This is a genomic window from Pantoea sp. ANP04 (genome assembly GCF_041982285.1).
Lineage (GTDB): Bacteria > Pseudomonadota > Gammaproteobacteria > Enterobacterales > Enterobacteriaceae > Pantoea > Pantoea eucalypti.
Window position 1 is genome coordinate 1 of sequence record NZ_JAUTYS010000011.1, and the last position, 17,033, is coordinate 17,033.

At 54.0% G+C, this 17,033-nt stretch carries 18 protein-coding genes; 7 read left to right on the top strand and 11 right to left on the bottom strand.

Annotated features, from left to right (window positions below):
• Window positions 1-346 precede the first annotated feature (346 nt).
• Complete coding sequence (gene agp / locus Q7C21_RS15160) at window positions 347-1,957, top strand: bifunctional glucose-1-phosphatase/inositol phosphatase (protein ID WP_140033549.1); 1,611 nt, start codon at window positions 347-349, stop codon at window positions 1,955-1,957.
• A 66-nt stretch (window positions 1,958-2,023) separates the two neighbouring features.
• On the opposite strand, the gene Q7C21_RS15165 is transcribed toward agp, so the two are convergent.
• From Q7C21_RS15165 to wrbA, 3 genes are read right to left on the bottom strand one after another with little or no spacing between them, the layout of a single operon-like run.
• Window positions 2,024-3,397 carry an NAD-dependent succinate-semialdehyde dehydrogenase gene (locus Q7C21_RS15165; RefSeq protein ID WP_008925885.1) on the bottom strand — a complete coding sequence of 458 codons (1,374 nt, stop codon included), beginning with the start codon at window positions 3,395-3,397 and terminating at the stop codon, window positions 2,024-2,026.
• A 54-nt stretch (window positions 3,398-3,451) separates the two neighbouring features.
• Complete coding sequence (locus Q7C21_RS15170) at window positions 3,452-3,682, bottom strand: YccJ family protein (protein WP_003850006.1); 231 nt, start codon at window positions 3,680-3,682, stop codon at window positions 3,452-3,454.
• 19 nt (window positions 3,683-3,701) lie between these two features.
• Entirely contained in the window at window positions 3,702-4,301 is a 600-nt protein-coding gene (gene wrbA / locus Q7C21_RS15175) for an NAD(P)H:quinone oxidoreductase (RefSeq protein WP_003850004.1), read from the bottom strand.
• 293 nt (window positions 4,302-4,594) lie between these two features.
• Between wrbA and Q7C21_RS15180 the strand changes: the two genes are divergently transcribed.
• Both Q7C21_RS15180 and Q7C21_RS15185 read left to right on the top strand, forming a co-directional pair.
• Window positions 4,595-4,768, top strand: a complete 174-nt coding sequence (locus Q7C21_RS15180) for a general stress protein (RefSeq protein ID WP_003850002.1) — start codon at window positions 4,595-4,597, stop codon at window positions 4,766-4,768.
• A 97-nt stretch (window positions 4,769-4,865) separates the two neighbouring features.
• Window positions 4,866-5,780, top strand: coding sequence for a DMT family transporter (locus Q7C21_RS15185; RefSeq protein WP_003850000.1), 915 nt, complete (start codon window positions 4,866-4,868; stop codon window positions 5,778-5,780).
• Here Q7C21_RS15185 and rutG read toward each other — a convergent pair whose 3' ends face one another.
• Genes rutG through rutA form a run of 6 tightly spaced genes read right to left on the bottom strand, consistent with a single transcriptional unit; the run spans window position 5,781 to window position 10,720 of the window.
• Entirely contained in the window at window positions 5,781-7,109 is a 1,329-nt protein-coding gene (gene rutG / locus Q7C21_RS15190; protein WP_008925887.1) for a pyrimidine utilization transport protein G, read from the bottom strand. It lies immediately after the preceding gene.
• Between the two features lie 46 nt (window positions 7,110-7,155).
• Window positions 7,156-7,671, bottom strand: coding sequence for an NADH-dependent FMN reductase RutF (rutF, locus tag Q7C21_RS15195; RefSeq protein WP_003849996.1), 516 nt, complete (start codon window positions 7,669-7,671; stop codon window positions 7,156-7,158).
• A gap of 19 nt (window positions 7,672-7,690) precedes the next feature.
• Window positions 7,691-8,500, bottom strand: coding sequence for a pyrimidine utilization protein D (gene rutD, locus Q7C21_RS15200; RefSeq protein ID WP_003849995.1), 810 nt, complete (start codon window positions 8,498-8,500; stop codon window positions 7,691-7,693).
• The gene (rutC, locus tag Q7C21_RS15205; RefSeq protein WP_003849994.1) at window positions 8,500-8,895 is read right to left on the bottom strand and encodes a pyrimidine utilization protein C; all 396 of its coding nucleotides are present in this window, start codon (window positions 8,893-8,895) and stop codon (window positions 8,500-8,502) included. Before rutC ends, rutD begins: the two co-directional genes overlap by 1 nt.
• Before the next feature lie 20 nt (window positions 8,896-8,915).
• Window positions 8,916-9,629, bottom strand: coding sequence for a pyrimidine utilization protein B (gene rutB / locus Q7C21_RS15210; RefSeq protein WP_033761869.1), 714 nt, complete (start codon window positions 9,627-9,629; stop codon window positions 8,916-8,918).
• On the bottom strand, window positions 9,629-10,720 hold the full coding sequence (gene rutA / locus Q7C21_RS15215) for a pyrimidine utilization protein A (protein WP_003849992.1): 1,092 nt from the start codon (window positions 10,718-10,720) through the stop codon (window positions 9,629-9,631). Before rutA ends, rutB begins: the two co-directional genes overlap by 1 nt.
• Window positions 10,721-11,026: 306 nt before the next feature.
• On the opposite strand from rutA, the gene rutR reads away from it, so the two are divergent.
• Both rutR and Q7C21_RS15225 read left to right on the top strand, forming a co-directional pair.
• Window positions 11,027-11,662 carry an HTH-type transcriptional regulator RutR gene (rutR, locus tag Q7C21_RS15220; RefSeq protein WP_003849991.1) on the top strand — a complete coding sequence of 212 codons (636 nt, stop codon included), beginning with the start codon at window positions 11,027-11,029 and terminating at the stop codon, window positions 11,660-11,662.
• A gap of 38 nt (window positions 11,663-11,700) precedes the next feature.
• Window positions 11,701-12,675, top strand: a complete 975-nt coding sequence (locus Q7C21_RS15225; protein WP_003849990.1) for a metal-dependent hydrolase — start codon at window positions 11,701-11,703, stop codon at window positions 12,673-12,675.
• 44 nt (window positions 12,676-12,719) lie between these two features.
• Here the strand turns inward: Q7C21_RS15225 and cycA are convergent, their stop codons facing one another.
• Window positions 12,720-14,114: a D-serine/D-alanine/glycine transporter gene (gene cycA / locus Q7C21_RS15230; protein WP_003849989.1), complete on the bottom strand. Its 1,395-nt coding sequence runs from the start codon at window positions 14,112-14,114 to the stop codon at window positions 12,720-12,722.
• 284 nt (window positions 14,115-14,398) lie between these two features.
• Between cycA and Q7C21_RS15235 the strand changes: the two genes are divergently transcribed.
• Window positions 14,399-15,094 carry an extensin family protein gene (locus Q7C21_RS15235; protein ID WP_105099332.1) on the top strand — a complete coding sequence of 232 codons (696 nt, stop codon included), beginning with the start codon at window positions 14,399-14,401 and terminating at the stop codon, window positions 15,092-15,094.
• 365 nt (window positions 15,095-15,459) lie between these two features.
• On the opposite strand, the gene Q7C21_RS15240 is transcribed toward Q7C21_RS15235, so the two are convergent.
• A complete protein-coding gene (locus tag Q7C21_RS15240; protein ID WP_140915863.1) occupies window positions 15,460-15,786 on the bottom strand; it encodes a hypothetical protein in 327 nt (108 codons plus the stop codon).
• Window positions 15,787-16,240: 454 nt separating this feature from the next.
• Here Q7C21_RS15240 and sdiA point away from each other — a divergent pair, with 454 nt between their 5' ends.
• Entirely contained in the window at window positions 16,241-16,963 is a 723-nt protein-coding gene (sdiA, locus tag Q7C21_RS15245) for a transcriptional regulator SdiA (RefSeq protein WP_003849987.1), read from the top strand.
• The last annotated feature ends 70 nt before the right edge of the window (window positions 16,964-17,033 follow it).

A 17,033-nucleotide genomic window follows, 5' to 3' on the forward strand; every position in this document is an offset into this window, starting at 1 on the left:
GAGCGGCTTAAGGCAGCGGTCTTGAAAACCGCCGATGGGAAACCATCCGAGAGTTCGAATCTCTCCTCCTCCGCCACATTTTACAGGCCAGCACTCCGTGCTGGCCTGTTTCGTTTCTGACTTTCCAGCTTCTTCCTCCAGTCCGAAAAACCACGTCTCTGCTGCTGACGCGCGGCTGCGCATTCATCTGTTCGATGCATCTCTGCTATAGTCCACTCACTGTTTTTGCAAACATCTGGCGCTTTTCCGAGGCGAGCTGAGTTACACTGTTGATTACTTCGCTCTGAGGCGAGCTAATCGGTTGATAGCCAGAGTGTTTCTTTACTGAATAAATGGAATAGGCACAATGATCAAGAAACTGAGTCTTTGCGCATTGTCAGTGCTCGCTGCATTGCCGGTCGGAACGGTAGCATTTGCTGCTGAGGGTGACATGCAGCTGCAACAGGTGCTGATGTTGAGTCGTCACAATCTGCGTGCGCCACTGGCCGATAATGGCAGCGTGCTGGAACAGTCCACCAAAAAAAGCTGGCCGCAGTGGGATGTTCCCGGCGGACAGCTGACCACCAAAGGTGGCGTGCTGGAAGTCTACATGGGTAATTACACCCGTCAGTGGCTGGCACAGCAGGGCCTGGTGAAGAACGGCAGCTGTCCTGACAGTAATAACGTCTTTGTCTACGCTAACAGCCTGCAACGCACCGTTGCGACGGCTCAGTTCTTTGTTAATGGTGCCTTCCCAGGCTGTGACGTCGCGGTCACACACCAGGATGAAATGGGCTCCATGGATCCTATCTTTAATCCGGTCATCACCGATGGCAGCGATGCTTTCAATAAGAAAGCACTGGCCGCGATGACCGCAGCAAATGAAAAACTGTCGCTGAAACCTGCTTTCCAGCGCCTGGAAAAGATTGTCGACTATAAAGCATCGCCTGCCTGCAACAATAAAAAGCAGTGCGATCTCAGCAGCGGCCAGAACACCTTCAGCGCTGAAAACGGTAAAGAGCCAACTGTCAGTGGCCCGCTGAAAGTGGGTAACTCCCTGATGGATGCGTTTACGCTGCAGTATTATGAAGGATTCCCGCTGGATCAGGTTGCATGGGGCCAGATCAAGACGCCTGAACAGTGGAAAGAGCTGTCAGCCATTAAAAATGGTTATCAGGACGCCCTGTTCACCAGCCCGGACGTTTCCCGTGAAGTGGCGGCCCCACTGGTGGATTACATCCGCAGTCAGTTAGTGGATCAGGACAAAGCCAACGCGCCGAAAATCACGCTGATGGTGGGTCATGACTCGAATATCGCCTCGCTGCTGAGCGCGTTGCAGGTCAAACCTTATGAGCTGCCTGATACTTACGAAAAAACGCCGATTGGCGGCCAGGTTGTTTTCGAACGCTGGCATGATGCGAAAACGGATAAAGACCTGCTCAAAGTCGAGTATGTCTATCAGACGGCCGATCAGCTGCGCAACGCTGACGTGCTGAATCTGAAAAACCCACCGAAGCGCGTTACGCTGCAACTGGCGGGTTGTGAGACGGATGCAAACGGCTATTGCAGCTGGGATCAGTTCGCTCAGGCGCTGAATGCTGCGCTGCAGGGCACGCCAATGCAACCTGCGGCGGCACCACAACCTGCAGCACAGTCTGACGACGACAGCGCAAAAGCCGCAGCGACGAATGACGCTGCTGCTGATAAAGCTGAAGCGGATAAAGCGACCGCAGCCAAAGCGAAAGCTGAAGCCGACAAAGCTGCCGCTGAGAAGTCTGAAGCAGATAAAGCGGCTGCTGAGAAAGCAAAAGCGGATAAAGAAGCATCTGAGAAGGCTAAAGCGGATAAAGCCGCTGCTGAGAAAGCGAAGGAAGACAAAGCAGCCTCAGCCAGTGACGCGAAAGCTGACCAGGCTAACGCTGCGAATAAGCCTGCCACAGTGCACAACGACGAATCAAAGTCAGCGGCAACGCAGTAATTGCGCTGTAGCGACCCATAATAAAAAACCCCGTCGAAACGGGGTTTTTTTATGGCTGCAGGGCGATTAACCCGCCACAACGACCAGTTTCTGGTTAGCAAACTCTTTGATACCCAGATCAGAGAGTTCACGGCCATAGCCTGAACGTTTCACACCACCAAAAGGCAGTTCCGCTGAGGTGTCGCTCTGTGAGTTGATAAACACCATCCCGGTTTCAATGGCGGAAGCCAGTTTACGACCGCGAGCCGTATCCCGCGTCCAGACTGAGCCACCCAGACCGTAGTGCGAGTCGTTTGCCAGCGCCACAGCCGCATTATCGTCGCCGACGACATAAACCTGTGCCACAGGACCGAAGAACTCCTGATAATAAGCAGGATTATCCGGGGTGATGCCAGTGAGAATGGTTGGCTGATAGAAGCAACCCGCGCCCTCTGCCGCTTTACCGCCTGTCACCAGTGTTGCGCCATTAGCGACCGCTTCATCGACCTGTTTCACCAGGCGGTCACGTGCATCAGCAGAAGAGAGCGGGCCAAGTGTGGTTTTCTCATCCAGCGGATCGCCCAGCGTTGCAGAACTCAGCGCAGCACTGAACTGGCTGATAAAGCGATCGGCAATTTTCTCATGCAAAATAAAGCGTTTTGCGGCAGTACAAACCTGACCGCAATTGCTGAGACGTGCCTGCACGCCCTGACGCACGGCTTCGTCAAGATCCGCATCATCCAGCACCACAAACACATCATTGCCGCCCAGTTCCAGCGTCGATTTCTTAAGATACTTACCAGCCTGCTCAGCAACGGCGCTTCCTGCGCGCTCTGAACCGGTCAGGGCAACACCCTGCACGCGATCGTCAGCAATCAGATCGGCAACCTGCTCGTTTGATATAAACAGGTTAGTCCAGGCCCCTTCAGGCGCACCCGCTTCACGAACCAGTTTTTCAAACACATCGGCACAATGCGGCACAATATTGGCATGTTTCGCCAGCACAGGGTTGCCCAGCGCCAGATTAGGTGCCAGTACGCGCATCAGCTGATAGTAAGGGAAGTTCCACGGCTCGACGGCAACTAACACGCCAATCGGGTGATACTCAACCCAGGCCTCGCCCAGCTCGCTGGGATAGGCCTGCGGCTGCAGAATACGTTCGGCATGCTCTGCGTAGTAGCGGGCAATCTGTGAACAGATTTTCACTTCGCCACGACTCTGACCAATCAGCTTACCCATCTCTTTACTGGCGATGGTTGCCAGCTCTTCCGCGCGGCTATCAATCAGGTCAGCCAGTTTTTTCAATACCTGCAGACGTGGCTGAATTTCACCTTTGCTCCATGACGAGTGGAAAAGACGATCGGCCACGTCCAGCGCATGGCTGACAGCCGATTCATCATGTGAAGGCCAGCTTTTCAGCAATTCATTGTTTGCGGGATTAATGCTTTGATAGGAAGACATAACGTACTCCTTGGTGAGCTAAAAAAGTGAGGGCGGGAAATTCCCGCCCCTGAATCAGACGTTCTTACGTTCTACGGGCTTATCATCCCAGGTCAGGAGATCTTTATCGGTCTTTTCAAAGGCGCGAATGAGCACATCGTCGCTGCCTTGCTGACGCCAGATCTCTTCTGCCAGTCTTTCATCGTAATTCGCCACTTCGAAAATGGCCTCGGCAATTTCAGGGGAGGTATGACGCAAACTTGCCCATTCGCCAACGTGATGTGCTTTCGATTGTTCAGTAGACATACTTTTCTCCTTGATTAAATCAGTCCTGCAGTTTCACAGTCAGTCCGGCAACATGTTCACCCTGAAAACGGGCAATATTGAGTTCCGCCTCTGTAGGCTGACGCGAGCCATCGCCGCCCGCCAGCGTGGTCGCACCATAGGGTGTGCCACCACGAACCTGAGAAATATCAAACAGCTCTTTGGTTCCGTAGCCGATAGGAACGATGACCATGCCGTGATGGGCCAGAGTGGTCCAGACTGACGTAATAGTCTGTTCCTGACCGCCGCCAGTCCCGGTTGAGGTAAAGACACTGGCAACCTTGCCAAACAGTGCACCCGATGCCCAGAGACCGCCAGTGCGATCCCAGAACGTCCGCATCTGCCCGGCCATGTTGCCAAAGCGGGTCGGGGTACCGACGATAATTGCGTCATAGTGCGGCAGCATCTCAGGCGAAGCTTCTGCAGCCTGCTGATTGGTTTTGCCGCCCACCTGTGCAAAGCGATCGGCCTCCATTGTTTCTGGTACCCGCAGGATATCCACTTCCGCGCCGGGAACCCGACGAGCGCCTTCTGCAACTGCGTTCGCCATTGTTTCAATATGTCCGTACATCGAGTAGTAGAGCACCAGAATCTTGGCCATAAATCTCTCCAGGTGGTTTTGACGTCCAGAAAAAGTATAGAAGAGCTTTTGTTTTACGCAGGCGATACAGACATCGTGGCGAATGAATCGGGCAATAATCCTGCAGATAATCGGTGATAAACCGGCGTAATGTTCGTTCTTTAAGCAAATTACTGGTGATTACTCTGTTGCGAAATGTGACTGCTGGATGAGTTTATGCAGAGTCTGGCTATTATTTAAGCATGGGCTGGTTTCGGAATTCAGCCTTCTACTTTTAGTTCTTTATTAATCGCACTACGCGAAAGGAGCAAATCATGACAGCACATCGTGGAGGTTCAGGAAATTTTGCTGAAAACCGTGAGCGTGCCGCTGAAGCGGGACGTAAAGGCGGAAAAAACAGCGGCGGTAATTTTAAAAATGATCCGCAGCGCGCAGCACGCGCCGGTGAGAAAGGGGGACGCAGCAGCCCTAAAAAAGCGGACGCATAACCTGACGTTCACCGCCGGCGCTTACCGGCGGTGAACGTCGTTGCTTTTCCTCCTCGCTCTCCCCACAATATCGTCCGGACACATCATCAGGTGAATTATGTCGGACACACCCCGCGGTTTAACCCTGCGCCTGACGCGGCAGGAGCTGGTATTACTTTTTATCACCATGATCTGGGGCGGCACCTTTCTGGTGGTGCATCGGGCGATGCAGCACTCTGGTCCATTCTTCTTTGTTGGCCTGCGTTTTGCCACCGCCGCGCTACTGCTGGCCTTTTTTTTCCGGCGGTATCTGGTGGGCATGACCTGGCTGGAGGTGAAAGCGGGCACGCTGATAGGCCTGTCGATCGCCGGTGGCTATGGCCTGCAGACCTGGGGAATGCAGACCATCTCCAGCAGTCAATCTGCTTTCCTTACCGCACTTTATGTTCCGGTGGTGCCGTTGCTACAGTGGCTGTTTTTACGCCGTCCGCCGGGCATCATGTCATGGCTGGGGATTGTGCTGGCGTTTACCGGATTACTGCTGGTGGCCGGGCCGCAGGATGGCCGTATTAGCCTGAATGCCGGTGAAATAGCGACGCTGCTCAGCACGCTGGCAATTGCCGCCGAGATCATTCTGATCAGTCGTTATGCCGGCAAGGTCGATGTGCGCCGCGTGACGTTGATCCAGCTGGCGGTGGCGTCTGTGTCTGCCTTTGTTTTGATGGTCCCCAATGGCGAGACGGTGCCCGCAATATCAACACCACTGCTGCTCAGTGCTCTGGGACTGGGTGCGGCCAGTGCGCTGATTCAGGTCACCATGAACTGGGCGCAACGCAGCGTTTCGCCAACCCGTGCCACGGTAATTTATGCCGGAGAGCCAGTATGGGCTGGTGTAGTAGGACGTATTGCGGGTGAGCGTCTGCCTGCTCTGGCGTTGCTGGGTGGGGCGCTGATCGTCTGCGGGGTGATCGTCAGTGAACTGCGGCTGAAACGAAAAAAAGCGGTGCAGCCTGTAGCCACACCGCTGGAGTAGTTAACCCTGCTGCCGCGCAAGCGGCTTTTCCTGCGATGCCCCACTGCGGCGTCGCAGAATGGCATTCAGGATAATCGCGCCAAACGTGGCGGTACCGATTCCACCAAGTGTGAAAGACCCGATTTTCAGCGCGAAATCCCCTGCACCAAGAACCAGCGTGGTAGCGACCATAATCAGGTTGCTGTTCTGACCTAAATCAACATGGTTCTGCACCCAGATGCGTGCGCCTGCCACCGCAATCAGTCCGAACACCACAATGGATGCGCCGCCAATTACCGGGGCCGGAATGGTGTGGATCAGCGCACCAAACTTCGGCGAGAAACCGGCGAGGATAGCGATGATGGCCGCCGCAACAAATGCCAGCGTGGAGTAGACTTTAGTCACGGCCATCACGCCAATATTCTCGGCATAGGTCGTCACGCCACTTCCGCCGATCGAACCAGAGAGCATGGTGGCCAGTCCATCCCCGACAAAAGCACGTCCCATGTAAGGATCGAGGTTACGGCCGGTCATGCCCGCCACCGCTTTCAGATGCCCGAGGTTTTCAGCCACCAGAATGATCGCCACCGGCGCAATCAGCACCATCGCCTGCAGATCAAAAGTGGGTGCGGTGGTGTGCGGCAGGCCAAACCAGGCAGCCTGTGACAGCATCGTAAAATCGACCGGTTTGCCCAGTCCGAGACCGTTGGTCAGAATCGCATAGATCGCCCACGCCAGAATCAGGCCGACCAGAATCAGCAGACGCTGAATCATCCCGTGGGTAAACACCGCCACCAGACCGATACAGAGCACGGTCATCACCGCGACCCAGCTGTCGAATGAAGAGGCAGAGACGCTGTGAACCGCGATTGGAGCCAGATTCAGCCCGATCGCCATCACCACCGCGCCTGTCACTACCGGCGGCATCAGGTTTTCGATCCAGCGCGTGCCTGACTTCATTACCACCAGCCCAATCAGCGTGTAAAGAACGCCACAGGCGATGACACCGCCCAGCGCCACGCTGAGATTTGGATTCAGTCCCTGACCACTGAAGCCGGTTACCGCAATCACCACGCCAACAAAGGCGGCGCTTGACCCAAGATAACTGGGTACCCGACCGCCGGTAATAAAGAAGAACAGCAGCGTGCCAATACCCGAGACCAGAATCGCCAGATTGGGATCCAGCCCCATCAGCAGCGGCATCAGCACCGTTGCGCCAAACATCGCCACCGCATGCTGTAAACCCAGCACCAGCGTTTGTCCCAGAGGGAGTGTCTCATCCGGGGCGATAATACCGTTTTCTGTTAGTGCCGACTTCTTTTGCCATTGCGGAAACCAGGATCGTGCCATCGTCTACTCCAGAGCGTGATGAATGCCGGTGGGTTACAGGGAAGTGTTAACAGGCATCCTGCCGCATCAGGGGATGATATCCCCGGTCAAACCATGCCAGGCCGTGGGTATCATCGTTACGAACCAGGCCCACGACTTCACAGAACAGCGTGTCATGCGTACCGACGCTGACAATCTGCGTGATACGACAGTCAAAGGAGGCCACCGCGCCGCTCAGTACCGGCGATCCGGTCACGGCCGTTGACCACTCAGCCGCAATGAAACGATCAGCCATTGGCGTTTTTCCGCCGAAAAGATTGGAAAGCGTTTCGTGTCCTGCAGCCAGCGTGTTGACGCAGAGCTGCATGTTTTCGCGGAATACAGAGTAAACCGAGGCAGAGCGATTCAGGCAGACCAGCAGCGTCGGTGGCGAATCAGTGACGCTGCACACAGCAGAAGCGGTAAAGCCTGCGCGGCCAGCCGGTCCTTCAGTGGTAATGATGTTGACCGCAGCACCCAGCCGCGACATCGCATTACGAAACTCAGTTTTCTCAACGGCTGGGGTAAGGGTTTCCAGGCTCATAGTGTTCTCCGCGAAAGGGTTATCCTGCGACGCGCTGCAGCGGCTGCACGTCATCAGTCTGATCCAGCCACTGCAGCAGCAGGGCATTAAATTTTTCAGGGTCGGTGACGCTCATGGCGTGGCCGCCCCAGGCCATCATCTGTTCAGTGGCATTCGGCAGCGTCGCGGCCAGCTCGGTTGAGCAGCTCCACGGCACCAGCAGATCGTCCTGGCTGGCAATCACCAGCACCGGCTGCGGAATGGCGGCGGCCCGTACGCTGAAATCGGCGCTCATCAGGGCGTGCAGCCGACGCATCAGGTTTTCCATCCCCTGAAAATGGGTGATGTGATGGCTATCCTCCTGCTCCAGCCGCGTCTGATGCTCTGCCATCCACTCCGCAGGATAGAGAAACAGCGGCTGAGCACGAACAAAAGCCTCGACGCCGACATTGAGCAGCAGATCCTGCCGTACCTGGAAGCAGCGGCGGGTATGCGGATGCAGTGTCAGCCAGCCGTTAATTACCACGATCCTTTCAATCCGATCCGGATAATCCAGCGCCAGCTGCATCCCCACCAGACCGCCCAGCGCGTGACCGATCAGGCTGAAGCGCAGGATGCCGTGCTGCGCCAGCGCCTCGGCCAGCTCTGCGGCCATCATCGCCATGCTGTAACCTTCCGGTAAACTCTCCGCGCTGCGACCGGTCCCGCGCTGGTCATAGAGCACGACCCGATAGCGTGCGGTCAGTGCCGCCAGCTGTGGCTGCCAGAAACCCGCCACCCCGCCCAGACCCGAAGAGAGCACCAGCGTCGGTGCCTCAGGGTTTTGCAGACCCAGAAAATCCAGCTGCATCAGACCTCCGGTTTGCCGATGTGCGCCACGCTGGCGATTTCAATCAGCGCGTCAGGCTTGACCAGTCCGCACTGAATGCAGAAACGTGCCGGTTTTTCACCCGGGAAGTATTCGGCGTAAACCTCATTCACCGCGGCGTAATTCGACCAGTCGGTGATGAAGATCGAGTTAAAAGTCACATCAGCCATGCTGCCACCGGCGGTCTCAATCACCTTTTTAATCGTGTCCAGCACGTGGCGGGTCTGCGCGGCGGCGTCACCCACATGGACGACATTGTTGTCACCATCAAACGGCAACGTACCTGAGACATAGACCACGCCATCCGCCAGCGTGCCGGGGACAAACGGGGCGATAGGTGTGGTGGTGCCTGGCGGAACAATGATACTTTTCGGCATAGTGACGTCCTTTTAGTGGATTAGCGGGTATTCAGGCTTTCGCAGAAGGTATCGACATCCGATACCCAGCCAAAAAAGGTTTCGATATTGAACAGGGCCGCCTGCTGTGCAAAGGGCGGACCCGCCTGGTAGGTGGCGTCTTCCAGCACCACACCGAAATATTCCAGGAAGAAGCCGTCGCGTAGTGTCGATTCGACACAGACGTTGGTGGCGATGCCGGTGAAAATCAGATGCCGGATCCCGCGACTGCGCAGCGTGCTGTCCAGTGAGGTGTTATAGAAACCGCTGTAGCGCGATTTTGGCAGCACAATGTCACCCGGCTGCGGCACCAGTTCATCCACCAGCGCGTAATCCCAGCCGCCCTTCGACAGCAGCGTGCCCTGCAGTTCAGGCCGTTTGCGCATGGTTTTTAGCGCATTCGATTTGTGGAAGTTAGGGGAACCGGCATCACCCGCTTCAACATAGTCACTGTCCCAGCCGTTCTGGAACCAGATGATTTGAACGCCAGCGGCACGGGCCGCGGTCACCGCCTGATGAATTTTCGCAATCACCGGTTTCGTGGCAGACACATCGAATCCGGCCAGATCGAGGTAGCCTCCTTCAGTGGCGTAGGCATTCTGCATATCTACGACAATCAGTGCTGTCTGACCTGGCGGAAAGGCGATCGGCTCTGGACGGGCAGGCAGTTCGACCTGATGAAGCGCCTGAGTATGGGCGCAATAAACGGTACTCATCATGCCACCTCCTGCTGTGCATCAAGCAGGGCGCTGCGACAGGTCATCAGTGGCTGAATGTGCTGACCGAAGTTTTCGATACCTTCCAGGAAATCATCAAAGGTCAGCAGCACGCCGTGCGTGCCTTCTACCTGCGCCACTTCATCCAGCATCCGCGCTACGTTTGCGTATGAACCGACCAGGGTGCCCATATTGATATTGACCGCTGAGGTCGGATCCGCCATCTGACGTACATTGGTGTCACTGCCCGATTTGGTGTCCTGCTGACTCTGGGTGGTAAGCCATGAAAGCGCCTCTTCATCCGCTCCCGCTTTGTAGTGTTCCCACTTAGCCCGCGCTTCTTCGTCTGTTTCGGCAGCAATGATCATAAACAGTACATAGGAGCCGACATCGCGACCCGCTTTTTCAGCGGCCTGCTTCATGCGAATCGAGGTCGAGCTGAATGCAGAAGGGGTGTTCACACCTTTGCCGAAGCAGAAGTTGTAATCGGCGTGCTGAGCAGAGAAGGCCATGCCGGCATCGCTCTGTCCGGCGCAGATAACTTTCATCGGGCGCTGTGGCTGCGGACTGACGCGGCAGTCGTTCATGGTGAAGAACTCACCTTTAAAGTCCGATTTTCCGGTGCCCCACAGGTCACGCAGCACGGTAACGTACTCGGTCAGATAAGAATAACGGCTGCCGAAGTACTCATCGCCAGGCCACATTCCCATTTGTTCATATTCTGGTTTCTGCCAGCCGGTTACCAGGTTGACACCGAAACGACCGCCTGAAATGGAATCAATGGTGGACGCCATGCGCGCCACAATGGCCGGAGGCAGCGTCAGGGTGGCCGCAGTGGCATAGATCTCAATACGTGACGTGACAGCAGCCAGGCCTGCCATCAGCGTGAATGACTCCAGGTTATGATCCCAGAATTCTGTTTTACCGCCAAAGCCGCGCAGTTTGATCATCGAGAGCGCAAAGTCGAAATGGTAATGCTCTGCTTTCAGCACAATGGCTTTGTTCAGTTCAAACGTTGGCATGTACTGCGGCGCATTGGATGAAATCAGCCAGCCATTGTTACCAATCGGAATAAAGACGCCTATCTTCATGTGAAACCTCGTTGCGATGGGGGAAAGGTATTTCACGCGCTGCACTGCATCCTGCTACGTCCTTGTGGGCTGCGCTCAGTCACAATTCTGCAAACTGTGTGCCACATTTTTTATTGTTTTAAATAACAATGAGTTAAATTTAACCCGAAAGAGGTAAGTGGAGTCACTGGTCCATTTCGGACCATCTGGTCAAAATTCGCTGCACGTTTTACATGCAACCTGGGCAAAAAAGGTGCAGGTCGTGGATTGGGCAGCAATGAATCCCTTTGCTATGATGCGCTGACACCAGATGGATGAGGTAAACCTGTGAATACCGATGAAAAAAAACCAACGCGTCGATCGCGTGCGGTTGCAGCGAAGCGGGCCGCTATACTGGAAGCGGCGTTAACATTCTTTTCACAGTTTGGCATTCACGGCACCAGCCTTGATAAGGTGGCTGAGCTGGCCGATGTCTCTAAAACCAATCTGCTCTACTATTTTCCCTCAAAAGAAGTGCTTTATGTGGCGGTGCTTAAGCAGATTCTGGATGTCTGGCTGGCGCCGTTGCGTGCCCTGGCCCACGATCAGGATCCGCTCGTCGCTATTCGGCGCTACATCCGGCTGAAGCTGGAAGTGTCGCGCGATCATCCTCAGGCTTCGCGGCTGTTCTGTCTGGAGATGCTGCAGGGCGCACCGCTGCTGAAAGGTGAGCTGGCGGGCGATCTCAAGCAACTGGTGGATGACAAGGCGGCCATTATTGAACGCTGGATTGATGAGGGACGGCTGGCAGGCGTTCAGCCGCAGCATCTGATCTTTATGCTATGGGCCACCACACAGCATTACGCCGATTTTGCTACCCAGGTTGAGGCTGTCACCGGTCAGACACTCAGCGATCCGGCGTTTTTCGACCAGGCTGTTGATAATGTTCAGCGCATGATCATTGAAGGGATTCGCGTACGCTAAATCGGGCCACATTCATCGTTCGGTAACGGAGTGAATTAATGGATTCTGTTTCGCAGTTCGTACTGGGTGCCTCAGTCAGTGTTGCCGTGATGGGACGACGGGCGCCGATCTGGCAGGCCGCGCTGGTGGGCGGTGTCTGCGGCACCTTACCCGATCTGGATGTGTTTATTGACCACGGCGATGCAATACGCAACATGACGCTGCATCGCACAGAAACGCATGCGTTGCTCTGGCTTACGCTGGCATCGCCACTGATTGCCTGGCTCGTAGCAGCACTGTGTCGTCAGCGGGTGAAGTGGCTGGCATGGTGGCCTGCGATCTGGCTGGCTCTGATTACCCATCCGCTGCTTGATTTGATGACGGTTTATGGTACCCAGCTTGGTCTGCCACTCACCGATTATCCCTATGCCATCGGCAGTATTTATATCGTTGATCCCCTTTATACATTTCCACTGCTGACAGGGCTGGGCGTTGCGCTCTGGCGTCGCGGTGACAAAGGCATCCGCGGTAACCGTGTCGGACTGACGCTGAGTACACTGTATCTGGTCTGGAGCGTGGTGATTCAGGGCGTGGCAGGCTGGCAAATTCGGGCGTCGCTGACGACACAGGGGATTGCGGCTAATCACGTGCTGGTAACGCCCACTGCGTTTAATACGCTGGTCTGGCGCAGCGTGATTATGACGCCGGAACGCTACGGCGAAGCTTACTGGTCACTGCTCTCGCCGTCGCGTCCCCTGCAGGTGACATGGTATCCGCGGCATCCTGAGCTGTTTGACGCTTTTCGGGGCAGCTGGTATGCAGAACGTGTCGCCTGGTTCAGCCACGGTTTTTACGCCCTGCGTGAGCAGGATGGAGAGACGACAATTGCCGACCTTCGTATGGGCGAAGGCGATAGCTATACGTTCACCTTTGGTCTGGGCTCGCCTCAGCATCCCGATGCACGGCCACAGCGTTTACCTTATGAACGCCCCTCTTTATCCGCCATTTTCTCGTCACTTGGCGAGCGCCTGTAAAAAAGCCCGGTCAGATGACCGGGCTTTTTCCATGCTGTTACCGATTAGCGGCTGCGACGATTACGCAGCATCCAGCCCACACCCAGCAGGGCAAACCAGAGTGGCGTAACCATCAGCGCCTGGCGCGTATCTTCCTGTAGCGTCAGCAGCACCAGCACAAAGGCGAAGAAGGCCATGCAAACCCAGCACATGAATTTGCCGAGCGGCATCTTAAAGGCCGACTCCGCATGGCGCTGCGGATGCTTTTTACGGTAGGCCAGGTAGCTGCACAGAATGATGGTCCAGACGAACATAAACAGGATGGCGGAGACGGTCGTCACCAGCGTAAAGACCTTCATGACATCCGGGATCAAATAGATCAACGCTACGCCAATCAGCAGGCAGAGACAGGAGAAAAACAGACCCGTGGTAGGGACCGCGCGGGCGGAAAGCCGGCCAAACGCGCGACTGGCGACACCCTGCTGCGACAGGCCATAGAGCATACGGCTGGTGGAGAAGATACCGCTGTTGGCTGAAGAGGCGGCAGAGGTCAGCACCACAAAGTTGACGATACTTGCCGCAGCGGGCAGACCAATCAGGACGAACATCTCAACAAACGGACTGCGATCGGCCATGACCTGGGTCCACGGCGTTACCGCCATAATGACCATCAGCGCCAGCACGTAGAACATGATCACCCTGAGTGGAATCGCATTGATAGCACGCGGTAAGACTTTATGCGGATCGTGGGTTTCAGCTGCTGCCGTGCCCACCAGTTCAATACCGACGAAGGCAAACACCGCAATCTGAAACCCGGCAAAGAAGCCGCTGAGACCTTTCGGGAACATCCCGCCGTGATCCCAGATGTTGCTCAGTGCCGCCGTGCCGCCACCCGGTGAAGGATAGTGAACAGACACCAGCACAATCCCGGTCACGATCAGCGCCACAATGGCGACGATTTTAATGATTGCGAACCAGAACTCCATTTCGCCAAACAGCTTGACGGTGGCAATGTTCAGCGCCAGAAAAACCACTACGCAGAGCAGAGCGCTCATCCAGATTGAGAAGCCCGGAAACCAGAGCTGGAAATAGGCGCTGATGGCCACCACGTCAGCGATGCCTGTCACCACCCAACAAAACCAGTAAGTCCAGCCAGTAAAATATCCCGCCCACGGACCAAGCAGGTCAGCCGCAAAATCACTAAAAGATTTGTACTCAAGGTTGGAGAGCAGCAACTCCCCCATGGCGCGCATCACAAAGAACAGCATAAAGCCGATAATCATGTAGACAAAAATGATCGAGGGACCGGCCAGACTGATGGTTTTACCGGAACCCATAAACAGGCCGGTGCCGATAGCGCCACCGATGGCGATTAGCTGGATGTGACGGTTGTGCAGGTTGCGCTGTAATTTATCAGGCGCATCCTGGGTGCGTGCGGTTTCTTTAGATTGATCAACCATAGAATTGTCTTTCCTGTCTTGATGTTGTGTCAGCTCTGCTGGCTGTTAGTTAAGGCATCTGCCTGAGGGCAAGTCGGATAAGATAGAGGAAGTCACCCCAAAGCCGGTAACAATTTTTTACCTGATGTGATACCGGTCAGGCGCAATGACGGTGGCAGCGGGTCATTCTGGTTATTACTGCGTCAGTCTGAGTAATGATTCATCACGTAATGTCAGGCAGACGGCGTAAAGGGTTTTTTGCCCCTACACTTTTTTTTGCTTATCATCATGCTGCACAGGGGACTATGCGTACGCTTATCCTGTTTCTGCTGTTAATCGCGCTGGGGTGGGGCAGCTTACCCTGGCTTAAGCAGCATCTGCCGCCGCAGTTCAATCCGTTTACACCGCTCTCTGTCACAGACCCGCCGGGCTGGATGACGCAGATTAAGATGAAAAGGCTGGCCAGCGATCCGGACGAATGTCTGGACGTGATGCGTCGTGCTCAACAGGCGGGTTGGGTCAGTTTCACTGAGCGTCCGGCCGTAACAGGTAAATGCCCGCTTACTCATCCGCTGAGGATCCAGAAATTCGGTCCGATCAGCCTCAGCAGCAGTTTTCTCGCCAGTTGCCCTATGGCGGTCGCCAGTACGATGTATGCGCTTCACAGTCGTGAACAGACCGCCAGGGATATGCACAGTCCGCTGGTACGAATTACGCATGTCGGCAGCTATGCCTGTCGTAACATCTATCACCGCACACAAGGGCGGCTTAGCGAGCATGCCACCGCCGATGCGTGGGATGTCACAGGCTTTCAGCTGGCTGATGGTCAGCGGCTTGAGGTCAGTCGTCACTGGCAACAGCCAGAAGAAAAGGCGGCGATGTTACATACGTTGTGGCGTGGCGGCTGTGAGGTGTTCGGCAATGCGCTCGGCCCGGATTACAATGCCGCACATGCCTCACATTTTCATCTGGGTATGCGAGGAGCAGGGTACTGCCGATAAATCATCAGACAGGATTAATACCGTGTTTGGTTAAGGAATGTTCTGACAGCGTTTGCAAAACCCACCCAGTTTTCATCGCAGAACCCGAATCACACGGGATTTAGCCTGACGACAGATTAGGGTGCCGAAAAAGCGCCTTTTTCAGGTCCATTATTTAAAATAAATCTACGCCTGCGGGATTAATGGATTGCGCGATTTTTCAGCATCGATGGTGCTAACAGGCTCCACGTTATAATGAAATTTTTTCACGATCTTACTTGTAAGAATAATCGTATTAATATGAATTTTTCTTAAGCGTGATGGGCGATTTTTATTCCGTAAATCTATTTTATGTGGTTCCGGTTTATGGCTATCGATAAAGTGATTTAATTGATTAAAAGAGAATCAGTAATTGATGTACAGATGCTATAAATAGTGTTTTGTGCTATAGCATTATTGACACCGGGAGAGGAGTGAAGCTGATTTTCCCGGCCAGGGCTTAGTGAGGGCAGATAAACAGAAAAGTCCTGCCGTGATGGGAAGGGTTCAGAAGAGAATATCGCCATGCAATGCATGAGCAGAATGTTCTTATTAACAGCGCATGGCCAGGCCTGACGAAGAGAGGCAAAAAATGAAGGTAGATGTGCCATCATGACCTGCTGAATACCTGCCGGAAGCCGGGAATCTGTCGTGAAGATGAGTAAAACAGCCACATAACTGGCTGCCAGTGCCTGGACTTAAGGCGACAATAACTAAGCCGCGCTTATTTCCTGATGAAAAATATGTCAGTCAACCAGGCCTGCCGTCTCGCTTATAATCGCTATTTAACACATTGTTTACTCATTATTTACTCAGCGATGTGACGCGTTATTGAATATCTTTATCTGAAATTACTGGCAAATGATAAAGTGATGCCCGATATTGGGGATTGAAATCCTATCAGAAAAATCTTATTCTCATGGGGTGATTGAAATTGCTGTGATCGACCTCACATTACCATTGCCAGCAAGCTTTTTCACTCCGCTCACAAGGTGAAAGGTTAATTGGCCCCGCAGGGCGACGGGTTCATCCCTGACGATGAATTAAATGACTTATGCTAATTTAATTTATCCGATGAATCCGAATGAATATTACCGCAAGAGCGAGTGAAATTAACGTTGAGGCAATATGAGTACTGAAAATTATTTCGCCTGGCGAAGTGAGGTGAAACAACAATTTCAGGCATTAATGGCATGTTCTGATTTGAAGCCATTATTGCAACAATTTACTGAGTCATTAGGTTTCGATTATTTCGCTTTTTTGATTCAGCATCCGGTGCCCTTTAGCCGGCCGCGTATTCATCTGCATAGCACCTATCCCAAATTATGGGTTAAACGTTATGAGAAGCAGAATTATTACGCTGTCGATCCAGTACTCTCGCTGTGTCAGCGACCGGGAAGAGGGTTGATGTGGACAGAAGAAATGTTCGCTGGTGCCGGCAATCTGTGGCGTGAGGCAAGAGAGTATGGGCTGCAGAGCGGATTTTCTTGCTCTGCAATGGCACCAAATCGCGCGCTTGGTATATTATCTATATCATCGCAACAGCCCATTCCTCTCAAGCTCTGCCACGAAGAGCTTGAAGTAAAACTGCACCTTTTAGCGGAACTAAGCCTGGATACGCTGGAACGCTTTAGCGATGATGCAATGATGGTACTGAAAAAAGAGTTTAGTCAGCGTGAGCTGGAAATTCTGAAATGGACGGGTGAAGGAAAAACGGCGGTCGAAATTTCTCTTATTTTATCCATCTCTGAACATACCGTTAATTTTCACCAAAAAAATATGCAAAAGCGTTTCAATGTTTCCAATAAAACGCAGATTGCCTGCTACGCAGCAGCAATCGGACTGATTTGAACATAAAACAACTGCTACATTTGGCAGTTCCTTTGTACAGGTCTGTTGTCTACCCTGCGCCGGGACTGTG